Consider the following 14,650-nt stretch of genomic DNA (forward strand, 5'->3'; position numbering starts at 1 on the left):
GATATTTCTACCCTTAAACATTCATGATCATGAAATACTTAAAGACTTTATCAGCGTTCTTGGTTGTAGCTTCCACTGTTTTCATAAGCAGTTGTGACAGCTTCTTAAATGAAGAACCCCTCGACCAAAGAGTAGAATCAAATTTCTACCAAACAGAACAAGATGCACAAGAGGCATTGGTAGCTATATATGATGTCCTGCAATGGAATACCGTAGTAGGTTTTCATGTACCGGAAATGCTAAGCGATATTGCTTCGGACGATGTATATGCCGGTGGCGCTAGCCGTAATGATGCGCCGAATATCATTGAGGTTGACAAACATGATATTCGTACAACCAATGGTGAGGTGCATGGATTATGGCAAAAATATTACACCGGAATTTACCGAGCTAACAAATATCTGACAGAAGTAGAAGATCTTGAGGCCGATCAGGCGTTCTTAGATCGAACTATGGCAGAAGCAAAATTCTTGAGAGCCTATTTCTATTTCGATCTTGTACGATTTTTCCGAAATGTACCTCTCATTACAGAGCCACTTGACAACCCGGATGAGTATAACCAGCCACAGGCCGATCCTTCTGATGTATTTTCTCAGATAGCTCAAGACCTCGCTGAAGCTGTTCCGCATCTTCCGGTAACGATCCAGGCAAACGAGCAAGGCAGGGTAAGTAAATGGGCAGGTCAGGCTTTGCTGGCTAAAGTTTATCTTTACTACTCAGATGTATTCGGTGAAGATCTTCCGGCAGGCAATCAAACCATAGACAGATCTTTTGCTATCACAATGATAGATAGCGTGATCAATCAAAGTGGTCATGACCTATTGTCTAACTATGAAGATAACTTCAAACCTGATTTTGAATTCAGTAACGAATCTGTTTTTGAGATCGCTTATTCAGACTCAAGACCATGGTGGGATTGGGGATTCATTCAAGGTGGTGAAGGTAATATGGCACCACAAATGCAAGGACCTCGTGTAGATGAGCCTGCTAATGAAGATTACCAGAGGGGTTGGAGTTTTTCACCTGTTACAGAAGAGCTGCTTACTGCTTTTGATCCAAATGATCCGAGGCTCGAAGCAACCATACTTTTCGAAAGCGAGCTTAATGCGGGAATTACAGTAGGATATCAGCACACCGGTAAATTTACCCAAAAATATACTACACATAAGTCCTATGAGCCATCAGATGGGCAGCTGGAACTTAACTGGGGTAACAACTACCGTGTTATTCGCTTCTCAGATGTATTATTGATGGGAGCTGAGCTTCATTTGAAGAATAATAATGCTACCACTGCAGAAAATTACTTGACCCGCGTGCGATCACGCGTTGGACTACCAACGGTACCCCCGACGATGGAGAATATAAAGAAAGAACGTAGAATAGAGCTGGCTCTTGAAGGCCACCGTTATTGGGACCTGCAGAGATATGGTCAGCAAGAGGCTGAGCAGAATATTTCTGTTCAGGGAGAAGTAAAACCCGGATATGTAGGTGATGCTCCAGATTTCGAGATAACCTATGAGACAGCTAAACAGGGCTTGTTCCCAATACCTCAAACAGAGATCGATATTTCAAACGGCGTACTGCAACAGAACGCGGGTTATAATTGATCCGAATTTGATTAACTAAAGAATATTCATAACCTGAACCATTATCATTATGAGAACACTAACAAAAACACAATGGATAGTACCGGTACTGCTGCTGTTTGGATTGGTAGCATGTGAACCACAGATGTCGTCTGATCCATCACTGGATCCCGCACCGACTTCGGAAAGCGTTACTTTTGAAGCTGAACCGGATGCAGAAAATGCGAATATCATCCATTTTACCAATACCTCCGAAAGCTTTAGAGCGGTTTGGGATCTTGGTAATGGCCAAAGTAAAGAGGGTGATGAGGTAACTGGAGAATACCCACTAGAGGGTGTTTATACTATTTCATTAACTATATTTACGCCATCAGGACAGGCAATGAATATAGATTCAGTATCTATTGCAGCAACAAATTTTGATATGCTTGATGACCCAAATCTTAATCTTCTAACAGGTGGTGTTGATAATGTTGGGGGGAAAACATGGGTAATCGATAGTACACAAGCCGGCCACATGGGTGTCGGTCCAACTACGAGTTATTGGCCAGAATGGTGGGCTGCACCGCCAGAAGCTAAAACTGGTTCAGGTCTATATAATGACCGATATACTTTCAAACTGGACGGTTTTTCGTTCGATATGGAAACAAACGGTGATGTGTTCTTAAATGCTGCATATGACGACGAATTTGATAATACCACTGTCCCCCCAGATGGAGCTGATTTAATGGCACCCTGGACCGCTCCTGAAAATCAAACATTTAATTTAATTGAAGACGATAACGGAGATTTATTCCTGAAAGTGTCAGACCCTACATTTATAGGTTTTTATGCAGGTGCAAATACCTATCAGATACTGGAATTGACAGAAAACTTTATGTCTCTGCGATACTTTGATCCAAGAAATGAAATCATTTGGTATCATACACTGATCCCGGAGGGGTATACTTATCCGGTTGAACCAAGGGAATATACTTCTGAGGAGTTAATTGATAATTTTGACGAGGAAGGAAATGTCAATTGGGTTACGGATCAGGTTGAAGGTTTCAACGAGAACTATGATAATCCAGCGCCGATACCTATCAATACCTCTGGAAAAGTAGCCAAATACACTAAGAGCAATGAAACATGGGCGTTTGATAACGTTTACTTTGATTTGGGTTACGAACTCAACTTAAATGAGCGTAGTTTGATTAAACTAAAGGTATACATGCCTTCTTACAATGACTATACAACTACGGATCCAAATGCGCCTGATTGGGCACCTCATGACTACCTTGCCAAGCAAGTTGAAGTTAAATTACATAACGCATCCGATTTGGGCGGTGATGCTTGGACAACACAGGAAACTATAATTCAACCTGTATCACAAACTGATACCTGGGTAGAGTTAGAGTTTGATTTTAGCGGTGTCAGTGATAGAGAAGACTTCGACCGTGTTGTCGTTCAAATAGGCAGTGAAGCACACGGTATGCCTGGCATATTCTTTATAGATGACTTCCAACTAACTGCAGCACAATAGTATTAGTAAATAGTAGTTAAGGAAGGAAGTGTTAGCTTCCTTCCTTTTTTTATATCCAAAAATTAAACAGATGTTAAAAAGCACCAAAATAATGAGTCTATTAGCCTTAACTCTATTCCTGCTAGTTAATTTGACAAATTGCAGTACAGATAATACCGTTGATAGTTTTGATTACAATGAAACGGATCCCACAGATACCCTTCAGGCCGGAGAGTTGATCTGGTCAGATGAGTTTTCGGATAACGGAACTCCTAACTCAAACAACTGGACCTACGATATTGGTCATGGTGAATGGGGTTGGGGTAATAATGAAGAGCAATATTATACCGATGATCCTGAGAATGTTCGGGTTGAAAATGGCAACCTGATAATAACTGCCTTAAAGGAAAATGGAGAATGGACCTCAGCGCGGATTAAAACTAAGGGACTGAAAGAGTTTAAATACGTAACGGTTAAAGCGAGAGCAAAACTGCCAGAAGGTATAGGTACATGGCCCGCTATATGGATGCTCGGTTCAGATATAGATACAGAGGGTTGGCCTGAATCCGGTGAAATTGATATTATGGAACACGTTGGGAAAGATCCCGGAATTGTTCACAGTTCACTGCATACCCCTTCAAGCCATGGGAACACTCAGAATTCTGATCATATAACGGTCCCTGATTATAATTCAGAATTTCATGTATATGAACTTGTATGGACTCCGGAAAGCATGACGTTTAAGGTAGACGGCGAAACTTTCTATATCTATAGTCCTTCTTCAAAAACTGCTGAAACCTGGCCTTTCAATAATGATTTTTTCATTATTCTGAACGTAGCTATGGGTGGTAATTGGGGCAGTGACCCACAATATGAAACAGGCGATAACAGAAACGGTATCCATCCTGACCTAACAGAAGCAAACATGATCGTCGATTATGTAAGGGTCTACAAGAATTAAATAAGGTAGCCTTATTTTGGTCATTTAACAGTGATCAACCAAACAAGCCTTTAATACTTCCTCCATCGTGACTGATGGTCTGACCCGTTACGTAACCGGAATGTGGGGATAGCAACCATGTTGCCAATGAGGAAAATTCCTCAGCTTTTCCCATTCGTCCAACCGGTATATCCTCTTCCATTCTTTCTTTGGCTTCTTCAAAACTGATATCAAGGGAGGCTTTGTTCTTTTGGATAACTCGTTCTATGGCCGGGGTTTGGTGTGAACCTGGGGCGAGCACATTTGCTGTCACTCCAGATCTGGCTACTTCCAGTGCCAAGGTTTTGACAAACCCTACTACGCCCGCTCTAAAACTGTTACTCAATGTGAGTGAAGGTAAAGGTTGTTTAACAGACTGACTTTCAATAAAAACCATTCTTCCATATCCCTTTTCTTTGAAGTATGGAGCCAGTCTCAGTGCCAGATCGATCTTCCAGCGCATGACCAGTTTCCAGGAAGAATCCCAGTCATCCATAGAGGTATCTAAAGGTGTCCCGGTTGGAGGCCCTCCGGCATTAAAAACGATACCGTGAGTTTCTTTGGTTTCAACTGACTGCTCGATCTTATCCAGTGTTTCACTGTAAATTAAACTGCCTTCTATAATTTCAGTCTGCTCTTTAAAATGAATGAATTTATCTTGCAGCATATCACCCCGGCGAGCTACTAAAATCACACTCGCGCCTTCCTTTAAGAGTTGTCGTGCGATGGCTTCTCCGAAACCGCTTGAGGCTCCACATACTATAAAACGCTGATCAGAAATTTTAAGATCCATAAGTTGAATAATTAGATTAGGGGTTTTTAAAACAAACAAGAGGTCTTATTTAACGTTCATTAAAATATTGCAGGAAAGAGACTTAATTAACTTTTAATTTGTAGGCAAAGGATCAGCATACATATTAAAATATAAATTAGAATGAAAAAGGTCACAATTATAGTGATAACTATGCTTGTGTGCCTGTGTTTTAACTTTACACAGGCACAAAATGTTACCAATAACTTCAGAATTGATGGAGTCATGTTTCTCTCATTCGAGCACGATATTACGGGTAACTCCTTTCAAAATCAGTTTACCATAAAAAGAGGTTACGTAAATTTTAGGCATAAACTGGCTGAAGGACTAAATGCGCGTTTAACCCAAGATGTGACCATTGATAGGGAGGGTGATGGAATAGGTGATATTGAACTTCGTCTGAAGTATGCCTTTGTAGAATATGATATTCAAAGTATTGGGCTTTTTAATGAACCTGTTCTATCAGCTGGTGTAACAAGGCGCCCATGGATCAGTTTTGAGCAGGAAATTAATGACTACAGATCCCAGAAAAGTATGTTCTTAGATCAAAATGATTTCTTACCATCAGCAGATTATGGAATCGTTTTTGAGACTGGATTTGGTAAAAGTTTGGCTGAGCCGGGGTTGACTTCTAACAATAGCAGCTATGGTAGTTTTTCCGTTGGGATTTACAATGGTGGGGGATATTCATCTTTAGAAAAAAATAATAATAAAGTTGTAGAAGGCAGGCTGAGTTTACGTCCCGCCGCAGCGTTCCTGCCTGGTCTTCAGTTAACAGCATTTGGAGCAATTGGGAAAGGTAATTCTGAGACAAATCCTGATTTTAATCTTTATGGTGCAGCATTAACTTATGAATCGTTAAGATTCAATACAGTAGTTCAAGGTTTTGAATCAACTGATGACATTAGGTTCGAGGATATCGTCTCTCCATATCCGGCATACGATTTCCAGGGATGGAGCGTGTTTGGAGAAATTCAACCCATAAAGAAGATTCCTGTATTCCTGACAGGCCGAACGGAACAAATGGTGGATAAAGATAGACGGCGATGGATCGTCGTGGAGAGTGTTGTTGGCCTTGCTTATATTTTCCAAGACAGATCCAAGATAATGCTGGATTTCAGCCATAGAGAATCCAGGGCTGTTTTCGATCCGGTTGATTTTAGTAGAATTGAACTAATTGGTGAGATCCGATTTTAAGTCTGTGAATGAGCGTGCTTCCAATACCTGTAGTATAAAGCTCACAGGCGCTTCTAGGCACTGTAAGGTTTCTACTAACATAATAAAAATTTTAGAAGCCATGAGCGTTCTTCAGGTCCTTATAGCGTTCGGTCCAAGGATCTAAATAGTTAAATATATTATCGTAACTACCAAACTTCCCCGGCAACTAGATATCCCGTATAAACAAAAAATATCAGCAGTAATAACGCTGCTTCCCATCTGTCCAATTTTTTCTTTTTGCCTGTGAACATTCCAATAAAGAGAAGCATCGTGCCACCCGCTAGTAAATACATTTCTGAGTTGAAAGAAGGGCTGTAATGAATTGGTTTTACGAGTGAGCTTACACCAAGGATCAGGAAAATGTTAAAGATGTTTGAACCAATAATATTACCAACGGCTATGTCAGTATTCTTTTTGAATGCGGCCAAAACAGATGTGGCAAGTTCAGGAAGAGAGGTGCCTGCGGCAATGATAGTGAGCCCAATGATCTTTTCACTGACACCAAGCATGTCAGCAATTTCGATAGCATTCTCAACCACCAGATTTCCTCCTAAAACCAATCCGGCCAAACCGATAACAATAAAGCTCCAGATCTTGAATTGTGATAAATGGATTTGGTTTTCAACCGAAGTCGCAGTGTCATTTGATAGTTGTTTGTACACATAGAAAAGAAAACCTATGAACAGGATCAATAATATCAAACCATCTGATCTGCTCAGTAAGGACGAATTGGAAGACCAAAGATCATTTGTGAGAAAGAAAAGTAAAATAATCGCGAAAAAGGATATGGGAATTTCTCTCCAAACCGTACTTGACTGAACAATAAGAGGGGTAATAAGTCCGGTTATACCCAGAATTGCTAACAGGTTAAAGTTATTACTACCAATAACATTGGCAAAAACGATCTCGTTATGCCCGTCGATAGCACCCATGACATTGACTACGAGCTCTGGCGCAGAAGTCCCAAAAGCTACCACAGTCAAGCCAATGGCCAGGTCCGAAACGTTGAACTTTCTTGCCAGGGCGGAAGCTCCATCAACTAAAAGATCTGCCCCCTTTATCAAAAAGATAAGTCCAAGTGTGAGCCAAATTAAAAGTACAGTCATTATTTACAGCGGTTAAAGGATGGTTTAAAACAATTATTTATTTAATAATACGGAATTGACTAAATAACCCGTATATTTAAGGCTTGCTGTTTTTCGGTAATTTGGATATGAGAAGTAAAGGTAATTTAATTTATTACCTATCAGCTAATTTACTTATCCCTTGTCATCAATAATAGACAAACCAACCGGTCGGCAAGTTCATTTTAAAATAACAGGTTTTACATAATTACATGTCACAAGATTTAAGAAATATTGCCATCATTGCCCACGTAGATCATGGCAAAACTACGCTCGTAGATCAAATTCTAAAACAGAGCGGTACCTTTAGAGAGAATCAGCAGGTAGAAGAGAGAGTAATGGATTCCGGCGATCTTGAAAAAGAACGCGGGATTACCATCAGTTCCAAAAATACAGCCGTTAAATGGAAAGGGACTAAGATCAATATCGTTGATACGCCAGGTCACGCCGATTTTGGCGGAGAGGTGGAGCGAATCTTAAAGATGGTGAATGGTGTGATCCTTTTGGTGGATGCTGCCGAAGGCCCGCTTCCTCAAACTAAATTTGTACTTAGGAAGTCATTGAGTCTGGGTTATAAACCAATAGTTGTGATCAATAAGATCGACCGTAAAGATGCCCGTCCTGATGCCGTTTTGGATGAGATATTTGACTTGTTTGTTATGCTGGACGCAACTGATGAGCAACTCGATTTTCCGGTACTATATGCAGTTGCCGTGAACGGTATTGCGAAAGAAAATCTGGAAGATGAAGATGAAGACCTTTCTCCGCTTCTTGACAGGATAGTAGAGCATGTTCCTGCACCGGAGCAAAACACTGATGCAAAATTTAAGATGCTGGTCAGCAGTATTGACTGGAATGATTATGTAGGCAGGATAGCCGTTGGGCGGATAGAGCAGGGCACAATTAAAATTGGTCAGGAAGTTGCACTTATGAACGGCAAAGGTGAGGTGAGAGAAAAAGCCCGTGCCACAAAACTATATACGTTTAACGGATTACAGCGCGAGCCGGTTGAGACTGCAGTGGCAGGTGACATAATAGCCCTTGCAGGTTATGAGGAAGTAAATGTCGGAGATACCTTGACTGATACTGCGGATATGACTCCGCTGGAGTATGTAGATCTAGACAAGCCAACCATTGCCATGTATTTCCGGGTAAATAATTCTCCGTTTGCAGGTAAAGAAGGAGATTATGTGACTTCAAATCAGCTGAAAGATCGCCTGAATAAAGAAGTTCGTACAAACGTAGCTATGCGGGTAGAACCTACTGAAAGTCCTGATATCTATAAAGTATCCGGTCGCGGTGAATTACAGATGGCTATTTTGATAGAAACTATGCGCCGTGAAGGTTTTGAGTTTTCTGTATCTCGCCCTGAAGTACTTTTCAAGGAAGTGGATGGCGCCGTACATGAACCGGTTGAAGAAGTGGTTGTGGATGTTCAAACAGATTACAGCAATCGCGTGATCGATAATCTGCAAAAGAGAAAAGGGATCATGACTTCCATGAGCCAGGAAGGGGAAAATAATCGAATTGAATTTCGTGTTCCTTCCCGAGGGTTGATCGGATTCCGGGGTGAAATGTTAACCGAAACACGTGGTACCGGTATCATGCACCAGCAGTTTGATGGTTATGAACCATATGCCGGTGAGATACCGGGAAGGAACCGTGGAGCCTTGATCGCACTTGAGCAGGGTGATGTGACCGGTTATGCTCTTGAAGGAGTTCAGGACAGAGGTGAGTTTTTTGTTGAGCCGGGAGATCCCGTTTATATGGGACAGGTTGTTGGCGTAAACAAGCGCAGCGATGACATGGTGGTAAATGTGGTGAAGAAGAAAAACCTGACCAATCATCGTGCTACTCAGACCTCAGATGCAGTTAAGATCAGCCAGGCCAGAAAACTGAGCCTCGAGCAATGTATTGAGTTCATTGACAATGATGAACTTCTGGAAGTAACGCCAAAAGCATTACGTATCAGAAAAACATTCCTTGACCATAATGATCGCAAGAGAGAAGAGAAGAAGAAAGCAGGGGTATAAACACTTTATAAGTGTTTACCCCAACCCATAAAACTTGACCTTTTCCTCAAAATAGGGCTTGAAAGCTTTAGCCAGGTCATGGTTTTCGGGTGTTTTAAGTTCAGGGTCACTTTCCAGTAGTTTACTGGCTTTTTCCTTGGCCTGAGCAAGCAAGAATTGGTCTTCTACAATATCAGCAAATTTAAAGTCCGGAAGGCCACTTTGCTTAGTCCCGAGAAAATCACCGGGTCCACGCAATTTAAGATCGGCTTCTGCTATGCGAAAACCATCGTTGGTTTCCTCCATGGTTTTAAGTCGGAAGGTACCTGATTTACTCACCTTAACATCAGGCATCAGGATACAATAACTTTGCCGATCACCACGGCCGATCCTTCCACGTAGCTGATGAAGCTGCGAAAGTCCAAACCGTTCGGCATGTTCAATGATCATAACCGAAGCATTGGATACATCAACACCCACCTCAATCACAGTCGTGGAAACAAGGATTTGAATCTCATTACTAATGAACTTCTTCATAACAGCATCCTTTTCCTCAGTTTTCATACGTCCATGCAATAAACCGATCCTGAATTCAGGAAAACGTTTTTTGAGCCTTTCAAATCCGGCCGTAGCATCCTTTAAGTCCAATGCCTCAGATTCTTCCACCAGGGGATAAACAACATATACCTGTCCACCATCCTGAACTTCCTGTCTGACGAAATTCATAACATCTTCTCTTTTTTTGTCGGACCGTATCGCCGTTTTAATCGGTTTACGTCCGGCAGGCATATCTTTTATTACGGAGACATCGAGATCCGCATAAACGGTCATTGCGAGTGAGCGCGGGATGGGTGTGGCACTCATAACTAACATATGTGGATGGTCACCCTTGTTCAGTAAATCCGCCCGTTGTTTAACCCCAAAACGATGTTGTTCATCAATTACTGCAAGTCCCAGGTTGTTAAACCGAACCTGATCTTGAATGATAGCGTGGGTTCCTACAACAATTTGAGCATTTCCGCCTTCAATGTCCGTAAGTATATCAGTACGTAAAGCTTTCTTTTGTGAGCCGATAAGCAGCCGGATGTTAATGTCCAGTTTTTTAAGATGCTCGGTAAGCGTACGGTAATGTTGCTCGGCAAGAATCTCAGTGGGAGCCAGGAAGGCTGCCTGAAACCCATTATCAAGTGCCATAAGCATAGCGCCAATGGCTACGATCGTCTTTCCTGCACCTACATCTCCTTGAATGAGTCGGTTCATTTGTTTACCAGAACGCACATCGTTCTTTATTTCAGAGAGAGATGACTTTTGGCCCTCAGTTAACTCAAAAGGAAGCAGTTCGTTGAAATAATGCTTGGTGAAATTCCCGGTATCCGAGAATAAATGTCCGGCCCCGCGTTCCTTAACAGTATGGTGGATTTTTTCCATACTCATTTCAAACAGAAATAATTCTTCAAATTTAAATCGGTTCAGGGCATTCTTATGTTCATTATGGGAATCAGGAAAGTGGATCATTCGGTATCCCTGTGAGCGTTCTGGTAATTTCATAACTGAAAGAAGTGAATCAGGGAGGTATTCTGAAATCGAAATTTGATTTAAGATCTGTTTCATCCAGTTTTGGATCATACCACTTGTGACGCGGGCTTTACTAAGGTTTATACTGCCCGGATAAATGGGTACAATTTTTGAGAAAGCCTCAAGGTCGCTTTCGGTCGAGATCTTATCCACTTCAGGGTGAGCCATCGAGATCATTTTACCGAAGCGTTTGGCCTGCCCAAAAAAGGCCACTGTTTCACCTTCTTTAAAAATGCGCTTAAAGTATCCGGCACCTCTGAACCACACTCCCTTTAGAACTCCATGGCCGTCATTAATAAACACTTCAAGTCTCTTCTTCTTTCCATACCCGTTCATGCTTATTTGTGTGATCTCCCCCGCTACGGTAACTTCTTCACCAGCTCCTTTAAGGTGATTAATTTGTTGAGTGTTACTTCTGTCGAGGTATCTGCGGGGAAAAAAATTTAGCAGATCAAAAACGGTATTTATGCCCTCGGAATTTAGGGCTTCGAGTCTTTTAGTACTTAAATTGTTTAAATCTGTTAATTTCAATTGATATATTGTTATATATCGGACATACATTAAATATCCGGATTCATGTGAAAGAAACGTCCAATATCACCGATATTTCAGACAATACGGAGAAATAAGAAATAATTAGTATAAATATTTTGCATTCGTCCATGAACGTTTACTATATTTGCAAGCTCTCGATTCGATGGCAATAACCAAATAATTGAACAGTGCCAACTATACAACAACTCATACGAAAAGGTAGAAAAAGTAAAGTAAGTAAAACAACAGCTCCTGCGCTGCAAAATTGTCCGCAGAAGCGTGGTGTTTGTACTCGCGTATACACAACAACACCTAAAAAGCCGAATTCGGCTTTGCGTAAGGTGGCTCGTGTACGTTTAACCAACGGCATAGAAGTTTCGGCTTATATACCGGGAGAGGGTCACAACTTACAGGAACATAGTATTGTGTTGATCCGTGGAGGTAAAGTAAAAGATTTACCTGGTGTTCGATACCATATTATCAGAGGAACACTAGATACAGCCGGTGTTGAGGGTAGGACCCAAAGCCGTAGTCTGTATGGCACTAAGAAGCCAAAAGGGTAACTAAGAACTTAAGATTAATCGAGCATGCGTAGAAAAACAGCAGACAAACGAGATGTACAACCAGATCCAATATTTGAGGATAAGCTGGTAACACGCTTTGTGAATAACCTGATGCGAGACGGCAAGAAAAATGTTGCTCGTAAGATTGTTTATCAGGCATTTGAAGTAATTGAAGAGAAAACCGGTGAAACAGGAATTGAGATATTTCGGAATGCACTGCAGAACTCAACTCCGGTGGTTGAAGTTAAATCCAGACGAGTAGGTGGTGCAACATACCAGGTACCTATTGAGGTGCGACAGGAACGAGGTACAGCACTTGGCATGAGATGGTTAATCAGGGCTTCCCGTTCAAGAAACGATAAATCAATGTCAATTCGTCTGTCAAAAGAACTGATCGATGCTTCTAATAATGAAGGCGGTGCAGTTCGCAAGAAAGATGAAACACACAGAATGGCAGACGCTAACAAAGCCTTTGCTCATTTTAGATTTTAAAGAATATTATTTGAACAAGTATTATGTCTGAAGCAACAAAAACAGATCCAAAAATTTTAGATAAGATCCGGCGTACACGGAATATCGGTATCATGGCTCACATCGATGCCGGTAAAACAACCGTAACCGAGCGTATTTTGTTTTACACCGGTCGTAGTCACCGCATGGGTGAAGTGCATGATGGCGCAGCTACTATGGATTGGATGGAGCAAGAGCAGGAAAGAGGGATTACAATTCAATCCGCTGCAACTCATTGTATTTGGAAAGACCACCGGATCAACATTATTGATACACCCGGTCACGTTGACTTTACTGTAGAGGTAGAGCGTTCATTGCGTGTGCTGGATGGTGCGGTATTTGTTCTTGATTCTGTTGGTGCGGTTCAGCCTCAGTCTGAGACAGTTTGGCGTCAGGCTAATAAGTATGAAGTGCCTTGTATGGCCTTTGTTAATAAAATGGATAAGGTTGGCGCTGACTTCTACAATGTTATTGAGGAGTTGGATGAGAAATTGAATGCAAATCCTATCCCTATTCAAATACCAATTGGTGCTGAAGATAAATTCCAGGGTGTAGTTGACTTGATTAATATGCAGGCAATCATTTGGGATGATGAGTCTCTCGGTGCTAAGTACGATGTGGTTGATATTCCGGAAGACCTTGTTGGTAAGGCTAATGAGTATCGTCAAAAAATGATCGAGGCTCTTGCTGATGTTGATGATTCTTTGATGGAAAAATATTTAATGGAAGAGGATATTTCTGAAGAGGAAATCATTTCTGCTCTTCGTGAAGCAACTATATCAAAAGATATTACTCCTGTAATGCTGGGTACTGCCCTTAAGAATAAAGGAGTTCAGGTGTTGCTTGACCGTGTTTTGGATTTCATGCCTAACCCGCTTGATATTCCACCGGTAAAAGGTATTGATCCTGAGTCTGAAGAAGAGGTTAAGAAGGCTCCTGATGTAAATGCGCCTTTTTCTGCTCTTGCATTTAAGATCATGACTGACCCTTATGTGGGTAAGTTGACCTTTGTGCGTGTTTATTCCGGACGCTTAGAAAAGGGATCTTACATTTTAAACGCCTCGACCGGAAACAGAGAGCGTGTTGGGCGTCTCCTTGAGATGCATGCCAACGATAAAAAGGATCTGGATTACATTCAGGCCGGTGATATTGCTGCTATCATTGGTATCAAAGAAGTTCACACAGGTGACACAATTTGCGCTGAAGACCATCCTGTAATACTCGAACAAATTACATTTCCTGAACCGGTTATTAAACTTGCCGTTGAGCCTAAAACAAAGGCTGACGGAGAGAAGCTGTCAACCGGGCTGCAAAAATTGGCAGAAGAAGATCCGACATTCCAGGTTAGAACTGACCATGAAACCGGTCAAACAACCATTGCCGGAATGGGTGAGCTTCACCTTGAGATCATTGTTGATCGTTTAAAACGTGAGTTTAAAGTTGAGGCCAATGTTGGTGCTCCTCAGGTATCTTATCGTGAGACAATTTCTAAGACAGTTGAACACCGAGAAATTTACAAGAAACAGACCGGTGGCCGAGGTAAGTTCGCTGATATTACATTTGAAATGGGCCCTATTAGTGAATTTGAAGATTACGATGGTAACGAAGATCGTATTACTCGTGAAGAGGGATTCATTTTTATTAATGAGATTGTAGGTGGTAATATACCACGTGAATTTATTCCATCAGTGATGAAAGGTTTTCAGGAAGCCACTAACAGTGGTATTCAGGCAAATTATTCTGTTGAAAATGTTGGATTCACATTGAAAGATGGTTCATATCACGATGTTGATTCAGATCAGTTGAGTTTTGAATTATGTGCCAAGCTTGGTTTCAGAAATGCAGCCAGAAAAGCTGCTCCTAAAATTCTCGAGCCTGTTATGAAAGTTGAGATCATTACTCCTGAAGAATATATGGGTGATGTGATCGGTGACCTGAACAGTAGAAGGGGGATCATGCAAAGTATGGATTCTAATAAAGAAGGCTCTGTAGTAAAAGCACATGTACCGCTATCCGAAATGTTCGGTTACTCTACAGATCTTCGTTCATTGACACAGGGTCGTGCGGTGTACTCTATGGAGTTCCACGACTACATTGAAGTTCCGGAGACATTGGCTCAGGAAATCATTGAGAAGCAATCATAAAGAAATTAATAACACTAAGTATAAAGTAAATAATCATGGCAAAAGAGACCTTTCAACGGAATAAGCCCCACGTAAACGTAGGCACGATAGGCC

The 14,650-nt window shown here is 41.5% G+C and carries 11 protein-coding genes; 8 read left to right on the top strand and 3 right to left on the bottom strand.

Annotated features, from left to right (window positions below; all coding sequences use genetic code 11):
* Nucleotides 1–29 precede the first annotated feature (29 nt).
* From ACKGJO_RS14015 to ACKGJO_RS14025, 3 genes are all read left to right on the top strand, one after another.
* A complete protein-coding gene (locus tag ACKGJO_RS14015) occupies nucleotides 30–1,607 on the top strand; it encodes a RagB/SusD family nutrient uptake outer membrane protein (RefSeq protein WP_411324070.1) in 1,578 nt (525 codons plus the stop codon).
* A 49-nt stretch (nucleotides 1,608–1,656) separates the two neighbouring features.
* On the top strand, nucleotides 1,657–3,108 hold the full coding sequence (locus tag ACKGJO_RS14020; protein WP_411324071.1) for a PKD domain-containing protein: 1,452 nt from the start codon (nucleotides 1,657–1,659) through the stop codon (nucleotides 3,106–3,108).
* A gap of 91 nt (nucleotides 3,109–3,199) precedes the next feature.
* Nucleotides 3,200–4,048, top strand: coding sequence for a glycoside hydrolase family 16 protein (locus tag ACKGJO_RS14025; RefSeq protein WP_411324073.1), 849 nt, complete (start codon nucleotides 3,200–3,202; stop codon nucleotides 4,046–4,048).
* Between the two features lie 34 nt (nucleotides 4,049–4,082).
* Here the strand turns inward: ACKGJO_RS14025 and ACKGJO_RS14030 are convergent, their stop codons facing one another.
* Complete coding sequence (locus ACKGJO_RS14030; protein WP_411324074.1) at nucleotides 4,083–4,859, bottom strand: SDR family oxidoreductase; 777 nt, start codon at nucleotides 4,857–4,859, stop codon at nucleotides 4,083–4,085.
* Between the two features lie 141 nt (nucleotides 4,860–5,000).
* Here ACKGJO_RS14030 and ACKGJO_RS14035 point away from each other — a divergent pair, with 141 nt between their 5' ends.
* Nucleotides 5,001–6,074 (top strand): hypothetical protein, encoded by a 1,074-nt coding sequence (locus tag ACKGJO_RS14035; protein ID WP_411324075.1) that lies wholly within the window; start codon nucleotides 5,001–5,003, stop codon nucleotides 6,072–6,074.
* A 167-nt stretch (nucleotides 6,075–6,241) separates the two neighbouring features.
* Here ACKGJO_RS14035 and ACKGJO_RS14040 read toward each other — a convergent pair whose 3' ends face one another.
* The gene (locus ACKGJO_RS14040) at nucleotides 6,242–7,201 is read right to left on the bottom strand and encodes a calcium/sodium antiporter (protein ID WP_411324076.1); all 960 of its coding nucleotides are present in this window, start codon (nucleotides 7,199–7,201) and stop codon (nucleotides 6,242–6,244) included.
* 230 nt (nucleotides 7,202–7,431) lie between these two features.
* On the opposite strand from ACKGJO_RS14040, the gene typA reads away from it, so the two are divergent.
* Nucleotides 7,432–9,252 carry a translational GTPase TypA gene (typA, locus tag ACKGJO_RS14045; protein WP_411324077.1) on the top strand — a complete coding sequence of 607 codons (1,821 nt, stop codon included), beginning with the start codon at nucleotides 7,432–7,434 and terminating at the stop codon, nucleotides 9,250–9,252.
* A gap of 15 nt (nucleotides 9,253–9,267) precedes the next feature.
* Here typA and recG read toward each other — a convergent pair whose 3' ends face one another.
* Complete coding sequence (gene recG, locus ACKGJO_RS14050; protein ID WP_411324079.1) at nucleotides 9,268–11,337, bottom strand: ATP-dependent DNA helicase RecG; 2,070 nt, start codon at nucleotides 11,335–11,337, stop codon at nucleotides 9,268–9,270.
* A 191-nt stretch (nucleotides 11,338–11,528) separates the two neighbouring features.
* Between recG and rpsL the strand changes: the two genes are divergently transcribed.
* Genes rpsL through fusA form a run of 3 tightly spaced genes read left to right on the top strand, consistent with a single transcriptional unit; the run spans nucleotide 11,529 to nucleotide 14,557 of the window.
* Nucleotides 11,529–11,903 carry a 30S ribosomal protein S12 gene (gene rpsL, locus ACKGJO_RS14055; RefSeq protein WP_395068687.1) on the top strand — a complete coding sequence of 125 codons (375 nt, stop codon included), beginning with the start codon at nucleotides 11,529–11,531 and terminating at the stop codon, nucleotides 11,901–11,903.
* Between the two features lie 24 nt (nucleotides 11,904–11,927).
* Nucleotides 11,928–12,395, top strand: coding sequence for a 30S ribosomal protein S7 (gene rpsG, locus ACKGJO_RS14060; RefSeq protein ID WP_411324080.1), 468 nt, complete (start codon nucleotides 11,928–11,930; stop codon nucleotides 12,393–12,395).
* A gap of 23 nt (nucleotides 12,396–12,418) precedes the next feature.
* Nucleotides 12,419–14,557: an elongation factor G gene (fusA, locus tag ACKGJO_RS14065; protein ID WP_411324081.1), complete on the top strand. Its 2,139-nt coding sequence runs from the start codon at nucleotides 12,419–12,421 to the stop codon at nucleotides 14,555–14,557.
* Nucleotides 14,558–14,650: the final 93 nt, after the last annotated feature.

Origin of the sequence: Gracilimonas qinghaiensis (assembly GCF_046602855.1) — a bacterium.
In the GTDB taxonomy this organism is placed as follows: domain Bacteria; phylum Bacteroidota; class Rhodothermia; order Balneolales; family Balneolaceae; genus Gracilimonas.